This window comes from Type-F symbiont of Plautia stali (assembly GCF_059731105.1).
Genome location: NZ_AP035909.1, coordinates 842,320 through 860,733 on the forward strand (window position 1 = coordinate 842,320; position 18,414 = coordinate 860,733).

The following is an 18,414-nucleotide window of genomic DNA, read 5'->3' on the forward strand; positions in this document are numbered from 1 at the left end:
CAGACAGAAGACAGGAAGCGAGTAATGACTGACGCTGCAGAGAAGAAAGAGTACAGCTTTAACAAAAACTATCCGCGCGATTTGATCGGTTATGGTGCTCATCCGCCGCACGCCGCCTGGCCCAACAACGCCCGGGTGGCGGTACAGTTTGTCCTGAATTATGAAGAGGGGGCGGAGAACAGCGTGCTGCACGGTGACGCCGGCTCCGAGCAGTTCCTCTCCGACATCATCGGTGCCGCCAGCTATGCCGACCGTCATATGTCGATGGAGTCACTCTATGAGTATGGCTCGCGCGCCGGTTTCTGGCGCATCCACAATGAATTTCAGAAGCGCGGTCTGCCGTTGACCGTGTTTGGCGTGGCGATGGCGCTGGCGCGTCATCCGGAGGTTGTCGAAGCGATTAAACAGGCGGACTACGATGTGGTCAGTCACGGCTGGCGCTGGCTCCACTATCAGGGCGTGGATGCGAAAACCGAACGTCAGCATATGCAGCAGGCAGTGGATGTGCTGACCGATCTGTTTGGGAAAGCCCCAACCGGCTGGTATACCGGCCGTGACAGCCCGAACACGCGCCGGCTGGTGGTGGAGCAGGGCGGCTTCAGCTACGACAGCGACTACTACGGCGACGACCTGCCGTTCTGGACGCAGGTGACCTGTCAGGATGGCACGGTTAAGCCGCACCTGATTATTCCCTACACCCTGGAGTGCAATGACATGCGCTTTGCCTCGCCGCAGGGATTTAACACCGCCGAGCAGTTCTTCACCTACCTGCGTGACAGCTTCGATGTGCTGTATGAAGAGGGGGAGACCGCGCCGAAGATGATGTCGATCGGGATGCACTGTCGCCTGCTGGGGCGTCCGGGCAAATTCCGTGCGCTGCAGAATTTCCTCGACCACATTCAGCAGCATGACGACGTCTGGATCTGTACCCGCCAGCAGATCGCCGATCACTGGATCGCGACACACCCGTCACCTTAAGCCGGTTCCGGTGCGTCGCCTCCCTCGGGCCAGGCGACGCACCGGCGATAATCAGCTCATCAGACTGACCTGGGCGGCCACAATGCACCAGCCGTGCGGCATGCGAACCCAGGTCTGTTGCTGACGGCCGATTTTATCACTGCCGGCACGGGTAAATTCGGTGCTGCAGACCGCATAATCCTCGCCAAAGGTGGTGATCACCGTATTCCGCAGCGTCCGGTCGAGGCCCGCAGCGGGGCGTGCAGCCCGGAAGGCGCGAATCTCATCGATGCCATACAAATTTTCACCGGCCCCGAGGCGCACGGTGCGCGGATCGTGCCAGAAAAGCGCATCCAGTTCAGCCACGTCATTGCTCACCAGCGCCTTTTCGTAACGCCAGAACTGCGCCGTCACCTCGCTGACCACCTGCGGTAAATTAATCTCTCTGTTCATCAGGCTCCTGCCATCGTGATTTGCGGCAGGGTGATGCCGCGTTGTTCCAGTGTCCAGGCGGCACGTAATGCCGCCGCTTCATTAAACGGGCGGGCGATAAGCTGTAATCCAATCGGCAGGCCGCTTCGGGTCGCCAGCGGAATGGTACAGACCGGCAGTCCCAGGAAGGAGATGGGCTGCGTCAGCATGCCCATGCTCGCTTTGGCGGGCAGCGATTCACCCTGAATTGACAGCGTCTGCTGACCGATGGTGATCGCGCTGCAGGGGGTTGCCGGGGCGATCAGCACATCGAAGCGATCAAACAGCGGCAGCACCTGCTGCTGGAAATGACGACGGAAGCGCTGGGCCTGCACATACCAGGCGCCGGGCATCATCGCGCCGGCCAGCAGACGCTCGCGTGAGTTAGGTTCAAACACCTCAGGCTTCTGACGCAGGGCAGGCAGATAGTGATTCCCCCCCTCGGCGGCGGTCATGATAAAGGCTGCCGAACGCGCCAGCTCCGCCTCCGGCATCACCACCTCCTCCTGCGCCTCCAGCGCGGCTGCGACGGTAGCCACCGCCGCGCGGGCGTCCTCATCGCACCAGCGGGCAAAAAAACCGCCCAGCACGCCACAGCGCAGCCCTTCACTGCCCTGCGACAGGCCGGGCAGCGTGGCCTCCGGCGGCCGGACGGCCTGAAACGCATCTGCGGGGTCTGCGCCCTGCAGCAGGTCATAAACCAGCGCCAGGTCTTCCACCCGTCGGGCCAGCGGACCGATATGATCGAGGCTGGCAACAAAGGGGTGGCTGCCGCTGCGTGACAGCCGGCCGAAAGTGGGTTTCAGGCCAAAAATGCCGCACAGCGACGCGGGCACCCGGATTGAGCCGTTGGTATCGGTGCCCAGCGAAAAGTGAACCAGCCCGGCGGCCACGGCGGCGGCCGACCCCCCGGACGAGCCGCCCGCGACGCGGCTTAAATCGCGTGGGTTACGGGTCGGGCCGTAATGGCTGTTCTCGGTAGTGAAACCATAGGCGTAGGCATCCATGTTCAGCATGCCCGACAGCAGCGCGCCAGCGTGGCGCAGTTTGCCGATGGCGAAGGCATCCGCCTGCGCCGCGGGGCGGTCGCTGAACAGCTTCGCCCCTGCCAGCGTGCTGTGACCCGCCACATCAAACAGGTTCTTCACCGCATAGGGAATGCCCGCCAGCGGGGGCAGGGACTCACCGCGCTGCCGCTGCGCATCAACCGCGCTGGCTTCTTTCAACATGCGAGGCCCGGTGATTTCCGTCCAGGCATTCAGCGCCGGGTTGTGCTGCTCAATCGCCTGCAGCGTCTGTTCGGCCACCTCGCGAGCGCTGATCTCACCCTGGCGGATCGCCTGCTGCAGCGTCTGAATCGAAACGTCACCTGTTTTCATGCCTGATACACTCCCGCCACTTCCAGCCGGTCATCAAGCGGAAACGCCATCAGTGGTGCGGCCATCTCCGCGATACGCGACAGCTGGATTAGCAGCTCGGCGCGGCGGGGATCGTCCAGCGTCAGTTGCAGGATCTGCTCCATATGGCCGATGTAGCTGGCCCACTCATGTTCATTCATGATTCACTCCTGTTTAAAAACCGGCGGCGCTGCCGTTACTGCGCGGATCGCTCGCGCCTTCAAACATGCCGTTGCAGTGACGCACAATGGCACCCGCATGACCCACGGATTCGCTGAAGTCCGGCAGGCGTTCTACCTCGTGCCCCCACTGGCGCAGCTGTGCGACGGTTTCGTCGGCAATGCGGCCTTCCAGCTTCAGCGAGTCTGATGACTGGCCCCAGGTACGCCCCAGCAGCCAGCGCGGTGCACTGACCGCCTGCTGAAGCGGCAACCCCTGAATCACATGGCGGGTAAAAATCGCTGCCTGGGTCTGCGGCTGACCATCTCCGCCCATTGCGCCATAAACCAGCGTCCGGCCATCTTTCAGCCGTGCGGCGGCGGGGTTCAGGGTATGGAAGGGCTGTTTGCCGGGTGCCAGCGCCAGCAGATGGTCAGGATCGAGGCTGAATGCGGCTCCCCGGTTCTGCCAGGTGATGCCCGTGCCAGGCAGGACGACCCCGCTGCCAAACTCGTGATAGATGCTCTGAATAAAGGAGACGGCAAGCCCGCTACTGTCCATCACACCCATCCAGACCGTATCGCCCGGCCCGCGGCCGCTGCCCCAGTTTGCCGCCTCGCCATCTTTGATCTGGCTGGCGAGGGTGGCGAGGGCGTCCTCAGCCAGCAGCGCCTGCACATCTTCGGTGACGTGACGCGGATCGGTAATGTGCCGGTCACGCAGCGCAAAGGCTTTTTTGGTGGCTTCCACGATGCGGTGCACCGTCTGCGCTTCGTCAGCCCCGGCCATCTCCAGGCGATCGGTAATGCCAAGGATCGCCAGCGAGACGAGGCCCTGGGTCGGCGGGGCGATATTCCAGATGTCGCCTTCGCTGTGTGCGAGGTGCAGGGGCGTGGTGCGACGAGCGCGATGCTGTTGCAGATCGGCCAGGGTGACCGGCATGCCAAGCGTGGCCATTTCATCAGCCATATGGTGCGCCAGCGGGCCGCGATAGAAGCTGTCCAGCCCCTGTTCGGTAAGCTGGCTCAGGGTCTGTGCCAGCGCAGGCTGGGTAAAACGGCTGCCAGGCTGCGGCACCTCGCCATCAGGCATAAAGGTGGTGCTGAAGCCGGGCTGATGCTGTAACTCACTGCGGAAGTTCGTCGTGGCGGCGGTCTGAGAGGCGGTGACCGGAATACCGTCCGCGGCGTAGCGAATCGCATCGCGCAGCAGACGCGCCAGCGGCAGCAGCGGGCTGCCGGATTCAGCGGCGAGGGTCAGCGCCTCCTGCCAGCCGCTGACCGTACCGGCGACGGTCAGCGCCGCTTTCGGCCCGCGATGAGGGATTCTGGGGTGACCGGCATAGAAATCCGGATGCGCCAGCGAACCGGCGGCACCGCTGGCGTCGATAGCGACGGGATCGCCGCCGGGTGGCAGGATCAGCCAGAACCCATCCCCGCCCAGCCCATTCATGTGCGGGTAGACCACGGCGATAGTCGCGGCTGCCGCCACCATCGCTTCGATGGCGTTGCCGCCGTCACGCAGAACCGCCAGCGCGCTCTCACTCGCCAGATGGTGCGGCGTCACCGCCATGCCCATCGGCGCCATATTACTCTGAATCATCTTTTTCTCGTTCTTCGGGTAACAGAACCGATAGCAAAGCAAGAGCTGTTCCAGTTTTTAGCCTGAGCTGACATTGCGCCGGTTAACCTGGCGTAAATTGTGCTAGCTTCTGCTGAAACAAAAGTTACAGGGTGCGATATGAAACAGCTTGATGAACGACTCCGGAGTCACTATCCCCAGCTCTCGCCGCAGGAGCAGCGCATTGCCGACTTCGTGTTTGACCACTTCGATGATCTGATCAGCTACAACAGCGCCGAGCTGGCGCGGCTCAGCGGCGTGTCGAAAGCCACGGTCAGCAGGCTGTTTAAGCGTCTGGGATATGAGAAGTACAAGGATATGCGCGATGAGCTGCGCATCCTGCGTCAGAGCGGCATGCCGCTGACCGATAACCGGGATGCGGTGCAGGGCAACACGCTGCTGGCGCGCCACTACAAGCAGGAGATGGCGAACCTGACACAGTGGGTCAACAGCCTGGATGCCCGTCAGTTTAACGATGTGATCCAGCAGCTGGCGCAGGCGAAGCGCGTCTTTATCATCGGCATGCGCAACGCCTATCCGGTGGCGCTGCATCTGCGACAGCAGCTGGTGCAGGCGCGCTCGCAGGTCTTTATCCTGCCGCAGCCAGGCCAGACGCTGGCAGAGGAGCTGGTGGATATCACCCCGGAGGATATGGTGGTGGTGATGGCGTTTCGCCGCCGCACCCGCATCATCCGTCCGCTGATGCAGCAGCTTCAGGCGGCCGGAATACCGCTGCTGGCGCTGTGTGAGCCGCAGGCGCAGACGGTCACTGCGCTGGCACGCTGGCAGCTCTGCACGCCGCTCGACAGCGTTTCCGCCTTCGACAGCTACGGCTCGGCCATGAGTCTGATTAACCTGATTGCCAATGCGCTGCTGCATGAAATGCTGGCGCAGGGGCGGCAGCGTATTCATCAGATCGCCGATCTCTACCAGCAGTTCGACGAGCTGGAGCACCGTTAACAGGCACCATTTTGGTGCCTTGCCCCATTTCAGTACACACCCGCCCGCGGCGTAATCCTCCCCGGTTATGCCCCTTTTTCAGTGAACTCTTTGCCGCTTAACCCTTTTTCCACCGCTGCCCTTGTTGGCACATTAGTTGCAGATTGCCTGTTAAAGAATCTTTTGTTTCATCACATTTCACCGGGGTGCATAATGAAAAAAGTTTTAATGGCGGTTGCAACAGCGGCATTACTGATGGCACAGGCGGGAAGCGCACTGGCCGATCAACTGCAGGACATTCAGAAGCGCGGTGTGATCCGCGTGGCCGTTCCGCAGGATTTCCCGCCGTTTGGCTCGGTGGGTACCGATCTGCAGCCGCAGGGGTATGACATCGACATGGCGAAATACCTGGCGAAGCAGATGAAACTTAAGTTGCAGCTGGTGCCGGTCAGCAGCGCCAACCGGGTGCCTTATCTGCAAACCGACAAGGTCGATCTGGTGATCTCCAGCATGGGTAAAAATGCGGAGCGTGAAAAAGTGATCGACTTTACCCGCGCCTATGCGCCGTTCTTCCTGGGCGTCTTCGGACCGAAAGGTGACGAGATCAAAGCGGCCAGCGCGCTGAGCGGCAAGTCGATTGGCGTTACCCGCGGCGCGGTGGAAGATATGGTGCTGAGCGAAGTGGCACCGAAAGATGCGCAGGTGAAACGTTACGAAGATAACAACACCACCCTATCGGCGTATCTCTCCGGCCAGGTGCAGTATGTCGCCACCGGCAACCTGGTGGTCGCCGCCATTGCCCGCCAGAATCCGGAAAAAGCGCCGGTCGCTCAGTTTATGCTGAAAGATTCGCCCTGCTTTATCGGTCTGAAGAAAGATGAGCCTGCGCTGAAGGCGAAGGTGAATGCGCTGATTGAGCAGGGGATTAAAGATGGCACCCTGAACAAGCTGTCCGAAGAGTGGCTGAAAGCGCCACTGCCCGCCAGCCTGGGCGCATGAGGACAGATTCATGACCGGGCAACTTAACTTTCCCGCGTTGTGGCCCTACTGGCCGGAGCTGCTTTCCGGCCTCTGGGTCACCATTCAGCTGACGCTGCTGGCGACCACCGGTGGGGTGGCGATTGGCATCGCAGGCGCGGCGCTGCGCAGCGGTAAACCGGGCTGGCTGAGCCGCCTCTGGGGCCTCTATGTCGAGCTGATCCGTAATACGCCGTTTGTGGTGCAGCTGTTCTTTATCGTTTTCGGTCTGCCGAATCTGGGTCTGAAACTCACCGCCGGTGAGGCGGCGCTGCTGGCGATGCTGATCAACCTGGGCGCTTACAGCACCGAGATCATCCGTGCCGGCATCCAGGTGACCCCGAAAGGGCAGTGGGAAGCGGGGCGGGTGCTGGGATTGACCCGCAGCCAGACCTTTCTGCGGGTGGTGTTACCCCCTGCGCTGCAGCGGATTTATCCGGCGCTGGTGAGCCAGTGCATTATCGTGATGCTGGGGTCGTCGGTGGTGTCGCAGGTCTCCTACGAGGAGCTGACCTTCGCCGCCAACCTGATCCAGTCGCGTACGTTTCTGAGCTTTGAAGTTTATCTGGTGACCACGCTGATCTACCTGGCGTTGTCGATTGCGATGCGCCATCTGCTGCTGGCGATAGGCCGTAAATGGTTTGGAGTGCAGCCCTCATGATGACGACCTTTACCGACTGGGACATCGTGCGCAACCTGCTGCTGGCGGCGCGCTGGACCCTGTTACTGTCGCTGGTGGCCTTTGTCGGCGGAACGCTGGTGACGCTGCCTCTGCTGCTGCTGCGTCTGCTGCAGCGCAAATGGCTGACGCGTGCGGTACGAGGTTACACCGCGCTGTTTCAGGGAACCCCGCTGCTGATGCAGCTGTTTCTGGCCTTTTTTGGCGTCGGCTTATTTGGCATTGATGTGGCGCCCTGGACGGCCGCCTCGCTGGCGCTGACCTTCTACACCAGCGCCTTTCTGGTGGATATCTGGTACGGCAGCATCCGCGCCCTGCCGAAAGGGCAGTGGGAAGCGTCACGCTGTCTCGGCCTGACCTTTGGTCAGACGCTGTGGCGGGTGGTTGCACCGCAGGCGATCCGCATCGGCATCGCACCGACGGTAGGTTTTGCCGTGCAGGTTATCAAGGGCACCGCGCTGGCGTCGATTATCGGGTTTATCGAGCTGACCAAGGCGGGCACGATTCTGAACAACGTGACCTACCAGCCGTTTAAAGTTTTCGGGCTGGTGGCGCTGGGCTACTTCCTGATGTGTTATCCGCTGTCTCGCTACAGCCAGTATCTGGAGAAAAAATTCAATGCCGCTCATCACCATTAATCAGGTGCAAAAATATTACGGCGACAACCATGTGTTGAAAGGCGTGGATCTGGATATCGACATGGGAGAGGTGATCTCGATCATCGGTCGCAGCGGATCGGGCAAAAGCACGCTGCTGCGCTGTATGAACGGACTGGAAGGCTATCAGGAGGGCAGCATCAAGCTCGGCGGCATGACCATCACCAGTCGTGACTCGCAGGCGCGTGAAATCAGCCGCTCGATTGGCATGGTGTTTCAGAACTTCAACCTCTTTCCGCACATGACGGCGCTGGAAAACGTCATGCTGGCACCGCGCCGCGTGCTGAAGAAAAGCGACGCTGAATGCCGGGCGCTGGCGACGCAGATGCTGGAGAAGGTGGGGCTGGGCGAGCGCCTTAACTATTACCCTGCCAGCCTCTCGGGCGGCCAGCAGCAGCGCGTGGCGATCGCCCGTGCGCTGGCGATGACGCCCAAAGTTTTACTCTGTGATGAGATCACCTCTGCGCTGGATCCCGAACTGGTGGGCGAAGTCCTGAAAGTGCTGGAGCAGCTAGCAGCGGAAGGCATGACGCTGATCCTCGTCACGCATGAAATGAATTTCGCCCGCGACGTGGGCGATCGAGTGGTCTTTATGCATCAGGGGCGCGTCTGGGAGCAGGGCGACAGTAAAACGCTGTTTGCGCAGCCGCAATCGCCGGAGCTGAAGCAGTTTATCTCTTCAGTGCGCCTCTGAGTCTTAAAAAAGGAAACCCGCATGGATATCAATCATTACCCGCAAATCAATCCGCCACAGCGTCTGCTGATGGGACCTGGCCCGATCAACGCCGATCCGCGCGTGCTGCGCGCCATGTCGAGTCAGCTGCTGGGGCAGTACGACCCGGCGATGACCCACTACATGAACGAAGTGATGGCGCTCTATCGCGGCGTATTTCGCACCGAAAACCGCTGGACGCTGCTGGTTGATGGCACCTCCCGCGCCGGTATCGAAGCGATTCTGCTCTCCGCTATCCGGCCTGGTGATAAGGTGCTGGTGCCGGTGTTTGGCCGCTTCGGCCATCTGCTGTGCGAGATCGCCCGCCGCTGCCGGGCAGACGTCCACACCATCGAAGTGCCGTGGGGCGAGGTCTTTACCCCCGATCAGATTGAAGAGGCGATTAAAAAAGTGCGGCCACGCCTGCTGCTCACGGTGCAGGGCGACACCTCCACCACCATGCTGCAGCCGCTGGCGCAGCTGGGTGCTATCTGTAAGCAGTATGGCGTGCTGTTCTACACCGATGCTACCGCGTCGCTGGCGGGTAACGCGCTGGAAACGGATGCCTGGGGACTGGATGCCGTCTCGGCGGGGATGCAGAAATGTCTGGGCGGGCCTTCCGGCACCTCGCCGATCACCCTGAGCGCAGAGATGGCCGCGGTGATCCGCAAACGTAAATGCGTGGAGCAGGGGATCCGCACCGAGGCGCATCAGGATGGCGAGGAGGAAATGATCTACTCCAACTATTTCGATCTCGGCATGATCATGGATTACTGGGGCCCGGAGCGACTCAATCACCATACCGAAGCGACCAGCGCACTGTTTGGTGCGCGCGAATGTGCCCGCCTGATCCTGCAGGAGGGGCTGGACAACGGTATCGCCCGTCACAAACTGCATGGTGAGGCAATGCTGAAGGGGATTCAGGGAATGGGGCTGGAAACCTTCGGCGACCTGAAAAACAAAATGAACAACGTGCTGGGCGTGATGATACCGTCAGGCGTAAACGGCGACCAGGTGCGCAAGCTGATGCTGGAGGATTTCGGCATTGAGATCGGCACCTCGTTTGGCCCACTGCATGGCAAGGTCTGGCGTATCGGCACCATGGGCTACAACGCGCGTAAAGATTGCGTGCTGCAGACGCTGGCCGCGCTGGAAACGGTGCTGACTCACCTGGGGTATCGCACGCCGCAGGGCGCGGGAGCTCAGGCCGCCTGGGATCACTACGGGAGCCAGGCATGATGATGAGCGCCAGCGAAGCCCTCGCTGCTGCACAGCGCGTCATGGCGCGCTGTGATGCGCTGGCAGCGATTAGCGAAACGACGGAGGGCCTGACCCGCGTCTACCTGTCGCCGGAACACCTGCGCGCCAACGCCTGCGTTGGGGAGTGGATGCAGGCGGCGGGGATGACGGTCTGGCAGGATGAAGTCGGCAATATCTGTGGCCGCTACGAGGCAGCTGAAGCAGGGGCGCCCGCGCTGCTGCTCGGTTCGCATCTCGACACGGTACGTAACGCCGGTCGCTACGACGGAATGCTGGGCGTGCTCAGCGCCATCGAAACCGTACAGTGGCTTCATGAGCACCAGTGCCGTCTGCCGCTGGCGATAGAGGTGATCGGTTTCGGTGATGAAGAGGGGACCCGCTTTGGCATCACGCTGCTTGGCAGCCGCGGTATTACCGGCAGCTGGCCGCAAAGCTGGGTGACCCATCCCGATGGCAACGGCATTACCGTGGCGCAGGCGATGGCGGATGTCGGGCTCGACAGTGCGCAAATCGGCGCGGCGGCCCGACGGATAGAGGATATCGTCGGCTATCTTGAACTGCACATTGAGCAGGGCCCCTGCCTGGAGCAGGAGGATCTGGCGCTGGGCGTGGTCACGGCCATCAATGGGGCGCGTCGTCTTCACTGCCGTTTTACCGGTGAGGCGGGCCATGCCGGCACGGTGCCGATGACCCACCGCAAAGATGCGCTGGCCGCAGCCGCCGAGTGGATGGTGTTTATTGAGCAGACCACCCGTGAGCAGGATCCGCAGCTGGTCGCCACCGTCGGCACCCTCAGCTGTGCTCCGGGGGCGGTGAATGTCATCCCTGGTGAGGTGTCGCTGTCGCTGGATGTGCGCGGTCCGCTCGATCATCCGCTGGAGACCCTGCTCTCCACGCTGTTAACCCAGGCCGGGGCGATTGCGCTGCGGCGTGGAGTGCAGTTTACGTCGAACGAATTTTATCGCATCGGAGCCACCGCCTGTGATTCGGCGCTACAGCAGGCGCTGAGCCATGCGGTTGAAACGGTGCAGGGCCGCAGCCTGTCGCTGCCAAGCGGAGCCGGACATGACGCCATCGCTATTGCTGAACGCTGGCCGGTCGGTATGCTGTTTGTGCGAAATCATCGCGGCATCAGCCATCATCCGGCCGAGTCTGTCGCGGTGCAGGATGTGGCACCGGCGCTGCAGGCCTATCTGCAGGCGGTCACGCTGATCGCCGGACGGAGCTGAAAATGGAATTAACGACGTTTAATCAGCTGCCGGCCGACGAGGCGCTGGCGGCTATCCGGCATTGTGTGGCGATCCCGCACTGGCAGCAGTCGCTGGTGGCCGCTCGTCCGTTTGCCACTACAGACGCGCTGCTGACCCGCGCCGACACGCTGGCCCGCCAGTGGCAGCAGCCCGATCTGGCCGCGGCGCTGTCGGCGCATCCGCGCATCGGCGAACGCGCGCGGGGCGCAGACAAAGAGGCGACGCTGTCGCGCGGCGAGCAGTCCGCCATGCAGCAGGCCGATCACGCCCTGCAACAGGCGATGCAGCAGGGTAATCAGGCCTATGAGGCGCGCTTTGGCCGGGTCTTTCTGATTCGCGCGAAAGGGCGCAGCGGCGAGGAGATGCTGGCAGCGTTGCAGCGCCGGCTGCAGAATGACGATCAGGCTGAACAGCAGGAGGCGCTGGATCAGCTGCGTGAAATCACACTGTTACGCCTCAGGGAGACGATTCAATGAGTACCGTTACCACGCATATTCTCGACACGGCGCTGGGAAAACCGGCCAGTGGGGTGGCCATCTCGCTGGAGCAGAACAGCCCGGAGGGGTGGTTTCCCGTCTCTCAGGGTGAAACGGACAGCGACGGACGACTGAAAGATCTGACCCTGGAGCCGCTGACGCCGGGGCACTACCGCCTGACCGCTGAAATCGGCGATTATTTTGCTGCCGCCGGTCGGGATGCGCTCTACGTCAGCGCGCAGATCGATTTTATGATTGCCGAGGCGGGCAGCCATTTCCATCTGCCGTTTCTGATTTCCCCCTGGTCCTGGTCAACCTACCGCGGCAGCTGAGCCGGCCGTTTACAGCGAAAAGCGATCCGCATCCTGCCAGGCCGGGAAGCGTTCGCGGTAAGCGTGCAGCGCCTCCAGCGACAGCGTCGCATCCAGCCGGGCGCGCTGATGTGGCTCCGCCGCACTCAGGATCTCGCCCTGCGGCGAAATAATCTGGCTGTCGCCGCTGTAGTGATGCTGATTGCTATCACTGCCGACGCGGTTGCAGCCTGCGACATACGCCTGATTCTCAATCGCCCGCGCTAACAGCAGCGCCTGCCAGTGTAAGGCGCGAGGCGCTGGCCAGTTGGCGACGTAGAGCGCCAGATCGTAGTCGTTGCGGTTGCGGGAGAAGACCGGAAAGCGCAGGTCGTAACAGATCTGGGGCAGGATGCGCCAGCCACGCCACGCCACCACCTGACGCGCTTCGCCGGGCTGATAGTGGTGATGTTCATCCGCCATGCGGAACAGATGCCGCTTGTCATACTGGTGCAGCGTGCCATCCGGCTCCACCAGCAGGAAGCGGTTCACCGCGCCGTTTTCGGTCTGGATCGCCGCGCTGCCGCCCACCAGCGCATCGCAGCGGCGGGCATGCTGATGCAGCCACTCCACCACCCGCGCCTGCGGCAGGGAGCTTTTCGCAGCCTCCATCGCAAAGCCGGTGGTAAACATCTCGGGCAGGATAATCAGATCGCGTCCGGTGACTCCGGCCAGCTGTTCGTCAAAATGGCGCAGGTTGGCTTCGCCATCCATCCAGCTCAGCGTCTCCTGCAAAAGTGTAATTTTTAAAGCTGACATAAGCGCTCCGCGGCAGCATCTAACGTCGCCGGCTGTTTAGCAAAACAGAGGCGGATCAGTTTATGAGGAAAAGGATCGGCGCAGAACACCGACAGAGGAATCGCGGCGACGCCCACTTCGCGGGTCAGCCACTGGCAGAAACTGACATCATCCAGATCGGAGATCGCGCTGTAATCTACCAGCAAAAAGTAGGTGCCCTGGCACGGTAAAACCCTGAAGCGGCTGTGACGCAGTGCATTCGCCAGCCGATCGCGGCGGTCGCGATAGAAGGCGGGCAGGGCCTGATAGTGCTCCGGATGCTCACGCAGCATATCGGCAATTGCCAGCTGCGCCGGGGTATTGACCGAGAAGGTCAGATACTGATGTACCTTACGCAGTTCAGCGCTGATCGCCGCCGGGGCGATGCAGTAGCCCACCTTCCAGCCGGTCATGTGAAAGGTTTTGCCAAACGACGACACCGCGATGGCGCGCTGACGCAGGTCAGGATGGGCCAGCACGCTGGCGTGGCCCGCTTCATCGAAACAGATATGCTCGTAAACTTCATCGCTCAGCACATAGACCGGTCGCGCAGCAATCGCCTGCCACAGCGCGGCAAAATCCTGCTGCTGCCAGACGGTGGCTGACGGGTTGTGCGGGGTGTTCAGGATCACCAGCCGCGTTTTATCACTCAGCAGCCCGGCAAACGCCTGCCAGTCTGGCCGGAAGGCGGGCGGCTGCAGCGCTATACGTTTCATGACGCCGCCCGAGAGCGTGACCGCCGGGGCATAGCTGTCGTAGCTGGGATCAAAGCAGATCACCTCATCGCCCGGACGCACCAGCGCGGTAATCGCCGCATAGAGCGCTTCGGTAGCGCCCGCCGTCACCGTAATCTCAGTTTCCACATCAGGCTGATAGTCATAAAGCCGCGCGGTTTTCTCCGCGATAGCCTGACGCAGCGGCAGCGCCCCGGTCATCGGCGCGTACTGGTTCGCGCCCTGGCTGACGTGATAGGCGAGCCGCTGCTGCAGATAGTCCGGGCCGCTGAAATCGGGGAAGCCCTGAGAGAGGTTGATGGCATTATGCTGCTGCGCCAGCGCACTCATCTGGCTGAAAATTGTGGTGCCGAGCGCCGGAAGTTTGCTCTCGGGGATCAGGTTGTGCTGCGTCATGATGTCAGGCCTTAAGCGCGAAGAGAGAAGCGGGGTCACCCGGGGTTTGTGCCACTATAAACAGGATGGTAGTATTTGGCAATCAAGACGCTTAGACGTCTAAATGCTATATGCTCCGTGCGTCACCGGCGTTGGCCGCGCTTGCTTACCCGGGTCACTTACTCATGTAAGCTCCCCGGGATAAGCGCGCTTGCCGCCTTGCTGACACACGGATCATTTCGCCTTTAACTGCTTTATGCTTCGCGCAACAGCGGCGCTGGCAGCGCCTGCTTACGTGGTATCACCTTTCACCGCAAGGAACCTTTATGTCGCAGAGTCATCCGTTAGATCAGCTGGTTGCCGCCTGTCACTGGATAGGCATGAAAGGCTGGGCTCCGGCCACCGGCGGGAATATGTCGGTACGCCGCGACGGGTATGTCTGCCTGCTGAGCGAATCGGGCAAAGATAAGGGCACGCTGACGCGTGATGACTTTATCGAGGTCGATATCGCCACCAGCCAGTCGCTGTCGGGCCGTAAGCCCTCGGCAGAAACCGGCCTGCACACGCTGATCTATCGCCTCTTTCCTGAAGCGGGCGCGGTGCTGCACACCCATACGGTCAATGCCACGGTGCTGTCGCGGGTGGAGCAGGGCGCGGCGCTGCTGCTGCACGGCTATGAGATGCAAAAATCGCTAAGCGGTCAGCATACCCATCTGGAGACGGTGGCGATCCCCGTGTTCGACAACAGTCAGGATATCGTGGCGCTGGCGTCAGAGATTGAAGATTACGCCGCCCGATTTCCGCTGCGTTACGGCTTCCTGCTGCGCGGCCACGGCCTGACCTGCTGGGGCGAGGATGTCAGCGAAGCGCGCCGCCATCTGGAAGGTCTGGAATTTTTATTTGAATGTGAACGTCAACGTCGCCTGCTGGAGAAAGCATGATCCGCGCCATTGTTACTGATATTGAAGGCACCACCAGCGATATTCGCTTTGTGCACAACATCCTGTTCCCCTATGCCCGTCAGCATCTGGCGGACTTTCTGCGAGAGCATCAGCATCAGCCAGAGGTCGCGGCGGCGCTGCAGTCGGTGCGGGAAGAAGCGGGGCAGCCGCAGGCCGATCTGGCGGCGCTCATCGCGATCCTGTCCGATTTTATGGATCAGGACCGCAAATCCACCGGGCTGAAAGCGCTGCAGGGCATGATCTGGCGTGATGGCTATCTTAACGGCAGTTTTACCGGCCATCTCTATCCCGATGTGCTGCCTGCATTACGCCGCTGGCAGGCGCAGGGCATTGAACTCTATGTATATTCCTCCGGTTCGGTTGCGGCGCAGAAATTGTTATTTGGCTACAGCGACGAAGGTGATATTACTGACATCTTCAGCGGCTACTTTGATACGCACGTCGGCGCTAAACGCGAGGTGACAGCCTATCGCACGATCGCCGCTGAGATCGGGCAGCCAGCGGAGCAGCTGCTGTTCCTCTCTGATATTCGTCAGGAGCTGGATGCCGCCGCGGAGGCGGGCTGGCAGACGATACAGTTACTGCGTGGCGAGGCGGACAGCGAGAGCCGTCATCGTCAGGTGACGGATTTTTCCCAGATTAACCCGGAGTCGATTTAGCATGAGCGCACTGACGATTTTTACTGACCGCGAAGCGAGCCAGCCGGTCTGGCACAGTACCGAAGCAGAGGCGATTCGGGAACGCCTGAACGCGAAAGGGGTGCGTTTTGAACGCTGGGAAGCCGATCGCGATCTGGGTGAGAACCCGGATGCGGAAACGGTCATTAAGGCCTATCAGCATGCGATTGATCGGCTGGTGGCTGAGAAGGGCTATCAGAGCTGGGACGTGATCAGTATGCGCGCCGATAATCCGCAGAAAACGGTGCTGCGTGAGAAGTTTCTTTCCGAGCATACGCACGGCGAAGATGAGGTGCGTTTCTTTGTCGAGGGGGCCGGGCTGTTCTGTCTGCATCTTGACGGTGAGATCCTGCAGATCCTCTGCGAAAAGAACGATCTGATCTCGGTGCCTGCGGGCACGCCCCACTGGTTTGATATGGGATCGTCACCGCACTTCACGGCGATCCGGATTTTTGACAACCAGGAAGGCTGGGTGGCGCACTTCACCGGCGATAAAATCGCCGATGCCTATCCGCGTCTGGCCTGATCGGCCCACGGCCGGAAAGGGGTTTGCGGTGAGCCTCTGCGCTGCCGCAAACCCCTGATATCGCTTACTGCGGCTGGAAGATGCCGCTCTGCACCTGGTCAGGCGTGACCACCCCCGTGTCGAGTATCCAGCCGCTGATCAGGGCGGCTGGCGTCACATCAAAGGCCGGATTGAAGACCCTGGCCGTTTCCGGTGCCCACTGCACGCTGCCAAAACTGCCCGCCACGCCCGTGACTTCGCTGGCGGCGCGCTGCTCTATCGGGATGGCGGCGCCATCCGGGCAGTGACGATCCAGCGTAGTATGGGGAGCCGCGACGTAGAACGGAATCTGGTGATAGTGGGCCAGCACCGCCAGGCTGTAGGTGCCGATTTTATTGGCCACGTCACCGTTGGCGGCAATGCGGTCAGCACCGACCCAGACCGCATCCACCTCGCCGCGTGCCATCAGGCTGGCGGCCATGGAATCGGTAATCAGGGTACAGGGAATCGCCAGTTCGCCCAGCTCCCACGCGGTTAACCGGCCGCCCTGCAACAGCGGTCGGGTTTCATCCACCCAGACATTTTTGATCCACCCCTGCTGATGCGCGCGGGCAATCACGCCCAGCGCGGTGCCCACGCCCGCGGTGGCCAGCCCGCCGGTATTGCAGTGGGTGAGCAGCTGGCTGCCCGGTTTGATCCGCGTGCAACCGGCTTCAGCAATCGCATCACAGAGCTGTTTATCCTCCTGCACCAGCCGCCACGCTTCGTCCGTCAGCGCAGTGACAAACGCCGGCTGGGCCAGCGCCACTTTCATCCGGTCAAGATTGTTCATCAGATTAACGGCGGTTGGCCGGGCGGCACGCAGATGTTCCAGCGCCTGTGCCAGTTCAGCGCGGGTCTGCCCCTGTTCAGCCAGCAGCGCCAGCAGCAGTGAGGCAGAGAGGCCAATCAGCGGCGCACCGCGCACCCGCAGCGCATGAATATGGTCAATCAGCTGCGTGACGCTGTGTGCGGGCAGCCAGTTCTTTTGCTGCGGCAGCGCCTGCTGATCCAGAATCCAGAGCTGATTGTCACGAACCTCTAAGCTGGTGGTTTTGAGTGTCTGCATTGTGGGTGAAATCCATGTTGCGTTAATGATGCGTATTGTGCCAACATGCTGAACGGATGTATAGACGTCTGAACGGCTTATTACACCTGGGTTATCCGCCTTCGATTGATGAGGAACAGGCAATGTCGCAATACCGTACCTTTACTGCTGCTGATGCTGTTGAGTATGCCCGGCAATTTGGCGGCGTGGACGATCCTGCCGCGCTCTGCAGCGCTGAAGAGATTGGTGATGGCAACCTTAATCTGGTGTTTAAAGTTTATGACGATCAGGGCCGGAGCCGGGTGGTGGTCAAGCAGGCGTTGCCCTATGTGCGTTGCGTCGGGGAGTCCTGGCCGCTGACGCTGGATCGGGCGAGGCTGGAAGCGCAGACCCTGGTTGAGCACTATAAATATTGTCCGCAGCATACGGTGCAGGTGACGCATTATGATGCGGAGCTGGCGGTGATGGTGATGGAGGATCTCTCCAGCCATCGTATCTGGCGCGGCGAGCTGGTGAAGGGCGCTTACTACCCGGAAGCCGCAGCGCAGTTAGGCGTTTATCTGGCACAGACCCTGTTTCATACCTCCGATTTCGTTCTGCATCCGCATCAGAAAAAGGCGGAAGTGGCGCGTTTCATTAATCCGGAAATGTGTGAAATCACTGAAGATCTCTTCTTTAACGATCCCTACACCGATCATGAGCGTAACAGCTACCCTGATGCGCTTGAGCCGCTGGTCGCCAGCCTGCGTAACGACGATGCGCTGCGCATTGCCGTCGGCGGGCTGAAGCATCGCTTCTTTGCGCATGCCGAAGCGCTGCTGCATGGCGATATTCATAGCGGCTCGATTTTCGTGGCTGATGGCAGCCTGAAGGCAATTGATGCGGAGTTCGGTTACTTTGGCCCGATTGGGTTTGATGTCGGAACGGCGATTGGCAACCTGCTGATTAACTACTGCGCGCTGCCGGGGCTGCTGGCTCCGCGTGAGGCAGCCGATGCGCGCGAGCAGCGGCTGAGTGATGTCCATCGTCTCTGGTCGACGTTTGCTTCGCACTTTCTGGCGCTGGCGGCAGAGAAAACCCGCGATGAGGCGTTGTCCTGGCCCGGCTATGCGGCGGCGTTTCTGCGCAAGGTCTGGGCTGACACCATCGGTTACTGCGGCACCGAACTGATTCGGCGCACGGTGGGGATGTCCCACGTGGCGGATATGAAGCTGATTGCCGATCCGGCGATGCGCACGGACTGCATTGGTAACGCGATCAACCTGGGACGTACGCTGATCCTGGCTGCCGATCACGTGGAAGATGTGGATGCGCTGATTGCCCGCATCCGCCAGGCGGGATAAAAAAGGCCGAC

21 protein-coding genes are annotated in these 18,414 nt (G+C 61.1%); 14 read left to right on the plus strand and 7 right to left on the minus strand.

Annotated elements, in window-relative coordinates:
- The first annotated feature begins 24 nt into the window (after positions 1–24).
- Positions 25–978 (plus strand): allantoinase PuuE, encoded by a 954-nt coding sequence (puuE, locus tag AC6I7A_RS03790; protein ID WP_058956406.1) that lies wholly within the window; start codon positions 25–27, stop codon positions 976–978.
- 51 nt (positions 979–1,029) lie between these two features.
- Here the strand turns inward: puuE and hpxZ are convergent, their stop codons facing one another.
- Genes hpxZ through AC6I7A_RS03810 form a run of 4 tightly spaced genes read right to left on the minus strand, consistent with a single transcriptional unit; the run spans position 1,030 to position 4,586 of the window.
- Positions 1,030–1,410: an oxalurate catabolism protein HpxZ gene (gene hpxZ, locus AC6I7A_RS03795; protein ID WP_046101292.1), complete on the minus strand. Its 381-nt coding sequence runs from the start codon at positions 1,408–1,410 to the stop codon at positions 1,030–1,032.
- Positions 1,410–2,807 carry an AtzE family amidohydrolase gene (locus AC6I7A_RS03800; protein WP_058956405.1) on the minus strand — a complete coding sequence of 466 codons (1,398 nt, stop codon included), beginning with the start codon at positions 2,805–2,807 and terminating at the stop codon, positions 1,410–1,412. The genes hpxZ and AC6I7A_RS03800 overlap by 1 nt, the downstream gene beginning before the upstream one ends.
- Positions 2,804–2,986 (minus strand): oxalurate catabolism protein HpxX, encoded by a 183-nt coding sequence (gene hpxX / locus AC6I7A_RS03805; RefSeq protein ID WP_009091925.1) that lies wholly within the window; start codon positions 2,984–2,986, stop codon positions 2,804–2,806. The genes AC6I7A_RS03800 and hpxX overlap by 4 nt, the downstream gene beginning before the upstream one ends.
- A 13-nt stretch (positions 2,987–2,999) precedes the next feature.
- Entirely contained in the window at positions 3,000–4,586 is a 1,587-nt protein-coding gene (locus AC6I7A_RS03810; protein ID WP_058956404.1) for a gamma-glutamyltransferase family protein, read from the minus strand.
- Positions 4,587–4,724: 138 nt separating this feature from the next.
- Here AC6I7A_RS03810 and hpxU point away from each other — a divergent pair, with 138 nt between their 5' ends.
- The 9 genes from hpxU (at position 4,725) to uraH (ending at position 11,925) form a co-directional block, all read left to right on the plus strand.
- Positions 4,725–5,564: a MurR/RpiR family transcriptional regulator HpxU gene (hpxU, locus tag AC6I7A_RS03815; RefSeq protein WP_009091922.1), complete on the plus strand. Its 840-nt coding sequence runs from the start codon at positions 4,725–4,727 to the stop codon at positions 5,562–5,564.
- Between the two features lie 192 nt (positions 5,565–5,756).
- Positions 5,757–6,542 (plus strand): transporter substrate-binding domain-containing protein, encoded by a 786-nt coding sequence (locus tag AC6I7A_RS03820; protein ID WP_009091921.1) that lies wholly within the window; start codon positions 5,757–5,759, stop codon positions 6,540–6,542.
- 10 nt (positions 6,543–6,552) lie between these two features.
- Complete coding sequence (locus tag AC6I7A_RS03825) at positions 6,553–7,221, plus strand: amino acid ABC transporter permease (protein WP_009091920.1); 669 nt, start codon at positions 6,553–6,555, stop codon at positions 7,219–7,221.
- The gene (locus AC6I7A_RS03830; RefSeq protein ID WP_058956418.1) at positions 7,221–7,877 is read left to right on the plus strand and encodes an amino acid ABC transporter permease; all 657 of its coding nucleotides are present in this window, start codon (positions 7,221–7,223) and stop codon (positions 7,875–7,877) included. Before AC6I7A_RS03825 ends, AC6I7A_RS03830 begins: the two co-directional genes overlap by 1 nt.
- Positions 7,858–8,589, plus strand: coding sequence for an amino acid ABC transporter ATP-binding protein (locus AC6I7A_RS03835; protein WP_009091918.1), 732 nt, complete (start codon positions 7,858–7,860; stop codon positions 8,587–8,589). Before AC6I7A_RS03830 ends, AC6I7A_RS03835 begins: the two co-directional genes overlap by 20 nt.
- 21 nt (positions 8,590–8,610) lie before the next feature.
- A complete protein-coding gene (locus tag AC6I7A_RS03840; protein ID WP_009091916.1) occupies positions 8,611–9,846 on the plus strand; it encodes a pyridoxal-phosphate-dependent aminotransferase family protein in 1,236 nt (411 codons plus the stop codon).
- On the plus strand, positions 9,843–11,096 hold the full coding sequence (gene hpxK, locus AC6I7A_RS03845) for an allantoate amidohydrolase (protein ID WP_058956403.1): 1,254 nt from the start codon (positions 9,843–9,845) through the stop codon (positions 11,094–11,096). Before AC6I7A_RS03840 ends, hpxK begins: the two co-directional genes overlap by 4 nt.
- A gap of 2 nt (positions 11,097–11,098) precedes the next feature.
- Positions 11,099–11,593 carry a 2-oxo-4-hydroxy-4-carboxy-5-ureidoimidazoline decarboxylase gene (uraD, locus tag AC6I7A_RS03850; protein ID WP_009091914.1) on the plus strand — a complete coding sequence of 165 codons (495 nt, stop codon included), beginning with the start codon at positions 11,099–11,101 and terminating at the stop codon, positions 11,591–11,593.
- Complete coding sequence (gene uraH, locus AC6I7A_RS03855) at positions 11,590–11,925, plus strand: hydroxyisourate hydrolase (RefSeq protein ID WP_058956402.1); 336 nt, start codon at positions 11,590–11,592, stop codon at positions 11,923–11,925. Before uraD ends, uraH begins: the two co-directional genes overlap by 4 nt.
- Positions 11,926–11,934: 9 nt before the next feature.
- Here uraH and AC6I7A_RS03860 read toward each other — a convergent pair whose 3' ends face one another.
- A complete protein-coding gene (locus tag AC6I7A_RS03860; RefSeq protein ID WP_058956401.1) occupies positions 11,935–12,702 on the minus strand; it encodes an amidohydrolase in 768 nt (255 codons plus the stop codon).
- On the minus strand, positions 12,690–13,850 hold the full coding sequence (locus AC6I7A_RS03865; RefSeq protein ID WP_058956400.1) for a pyridoxal phosphate-dependent aminotransferase: 1,161 nt from the start codon (positions 13,848–13,850) through the stop codon (positions 12,690–12,692). Before AC6I7A_RS03865 ends, AC6I7A_RS03860 begins: the two co-directional genes overlap by 13 nt.
- A gap of 305 nt (positions 13,851–14,155) precedes the next feature.
- Here AC6I7A_RS03865 and AC6I7A_RS03870 point away from each other — a divergent pair, with 305 nt between their 5' ends.
- The 3 genes from AC6I7A_RS03870 to AC6I7A_RS03880 are packed head-to-tail and all read left to right on the plus strand — an operon-like array spanning position 14,156 to position 15,994.
- Complete coding sequence (locus AC6I7A_RS03870) at positions 14,156–14,770, plus strand: methylthioribulose 1-phosphate dehydratase (RefSeq protein ID WP_058956399.1); 615 nt, start codon at positions 14,156–14,158, stop codon at positions 14,768–14,770.
- Entirely contained in the window at positions 14,767–15,450 is a 684-nt protein-coding gene (gene mtnC, locus AC6I7A_RS03875; RefSeq protein ID WP_058956398.1) for an acireductone synthase, read from the plus strand. Before AC6I7A_RS03870 ends, mtnC begins: the two co-directional genes overlap by 4 nt.
- A 1-nt stretch (position 15,451) precedes the next feature.
- Complete coding sequence (locus AC6I7A_RS03880) at positions 15,452–15,994, plus strand: 1,2-dihydroxy-3-keto-5-methylthiopentene dioxygenase (RefSeq protein WP_009091908.1); 543 nt, start codon at positions 15,452–15,454, stop codon at positions 15,992–15,994.
- Positions 15,995–16,058: 64 nt separating this feature from the next.
- Here the strand turns inward: AC6I7A_RS03880 and mtnA are convergent, their stop codons facing one another.
- Positions 16,059–17,081: an S-methyl-5-thioribose-1-phosphate isomerase gene (gene mtnA, locus AC6I7A_RS03885; RefSeq protein ID WP_058956397.1), complete on the minus strand. Its 1,023-nt coding sequence runs from the start codon at positions 17,079–17,081 to the stop codon at positions 16,059–16,061.
- Between the two features lie 122 nt (positions 17,082–17,203).
- Between mtnA and mtnK the strand changes: the two genes are divergently transcribed.
- Complete coding sequence (mtnK, locus tag AC6I7A_RS03890; protein WP_058956396.1) at positions 17,204–18,403, plus strand: S-methyl-5-thioribose kinase; 1,200 nt, start codon at positions 17,204–17,206, stop codon at positions 18,401–18,403.
- Positions 18,404–18,414 lie beyond the last annotated feature (11 nt).

Coding starts and splice junctions, on each gene's coding strand:
- puuE (WP_058956406.1), top strand. CDS start 25: ATGACTGACGCTGCAGAGAAGAAAGAGTACAGCTTTAACAAAAACTAT.
- hpxZ (WP_046101292.1), bottom strand. CDS start 1,410: ATGAACAGAGAGATTAATTTACCGCAGGTGGTCAGCGAGGTGACGGCG.
- AC6I7A_RS03800 (WP_058956405.1), bottom strand. CDS start 2,807: ATGAAAACAGGTGACGTTTCGATTCAGACGCTGCAGCAGGCGATCCGC.
- hpxX (WP_009091925.1), bottom strand. CDS start 2,986: ATGAATGAACATGAGTGGGCCAGCTACATCGGCCATATGGAGCAGATC.
- AC6I7A_RS03810 (WP_058956404.1), bottom strand. CDS start 4,586: ATGATTCAGAGTAATATGGCGCCGATGGGCATGGCGGTGACGCCGCAC.
- hpxU (WP_009091922.1), top strand. CDS start 4,725: ATGAAACAGCTTGATGAACGACTCCGGAGTCACTATCCCCAGCTCTCG.
- AC6I7A_RS03820 (WP_009091921.1), top strand. CDS start 5,757: ATGAAAAAAGTTTTAATGGCGGTTGCAACAGCGGCATTACTGATGGCA.
- AC6I7A_RS03825 (WP_009091920.1), top strand. CDS start 6,553: ATGACCGGGCAACTTAACTTTCCCGCGTTGTGGCCCTACTGGCCGGAG.
- AC6I7A_RS03830 (WP_058956418.1), top strand. CDS start 7,221: ATGACGACCTTTACCGACTGGGACATCGTGCGCAACCTGCTGCTGGCG.
- AC6I7A_RS03835 (WP_009091918.1), top strand. CDS start 7,858: ATGCCGCTCATCACCATTAATCAGGTGCAAAAATATTACGGCGACAAC.
- AC6I7A_RS03840 (WP_009091916.1), top strand. CDS start 8,611: ATGGATATCAATCATTACCCGCAAATCAATCCGCCACAGCGTCTGCTG.
- hpxK (WP_058956403.1), top strand. CDS start 9,843: ATGATGATGAGCGCCAGCGAAGCCCTCGCTGCTGCACAGCGCGTCATG.
- uraD (WP_009091914.1), top strand. CDS start 11,099: ATGGAATTAACGACGTTTAATCAGCTGCCGGCCGACGAGGCGCTGGCG.
- uraH (WP_058956402.1), top strand. CDS start 11,590: ATGAGTACCGTTACCACGCATATTCTCGACACGGCGCTGGGAAAACCG.
- AC6I7A_RS03860 (WP_058956401.1), bottom strand. CDS start 12,702: ATGTCAGCTTTAAAAATTACACTTTTGCAGGAGACGCTGAGCTGGATG.
- AC6I7A_RS03865 (WP_058956400.1), bottom strand. CDS start 13,850: ATGACGCAGCACAACCTGATCCCCGAGAGCAAACTTCCGGCGCTCGGC.
- AC6I7A_RS03870 (WP_058956399.1), top strand. CDS start 14,156: ATGTCGCAGAGTCATCCGTTAGATCAGCTGGTTGCCGCCTGTCACTGG.
- mtnC (WP_058956398.1), top strand. CDS start 14,767: ATGATCCGCGCCATTGTTACTGATATTGAAGGCACCACCAGCGATATT.
- AC6I7A_RS03880 (WP_009091908.1), top strand. CDS start 15,452: ATGAGCGCACTGACGATTTTTACTGACCGCGAAGCGAGCCAGCCGGTC.
- mtnA (WP_058956397.1), bottom strand. CDS start 17,081: ATGCAGACACTCAAAACCACCAGCTTAGAGGTTCGTGACAATCAGCTC.
- mtnK (WP_058956396.1), top strand. CDS start 17,204: ATGTCGCAATACCGTACCTTTACTGCTGCTGATGCTGTTGAGTATGCC.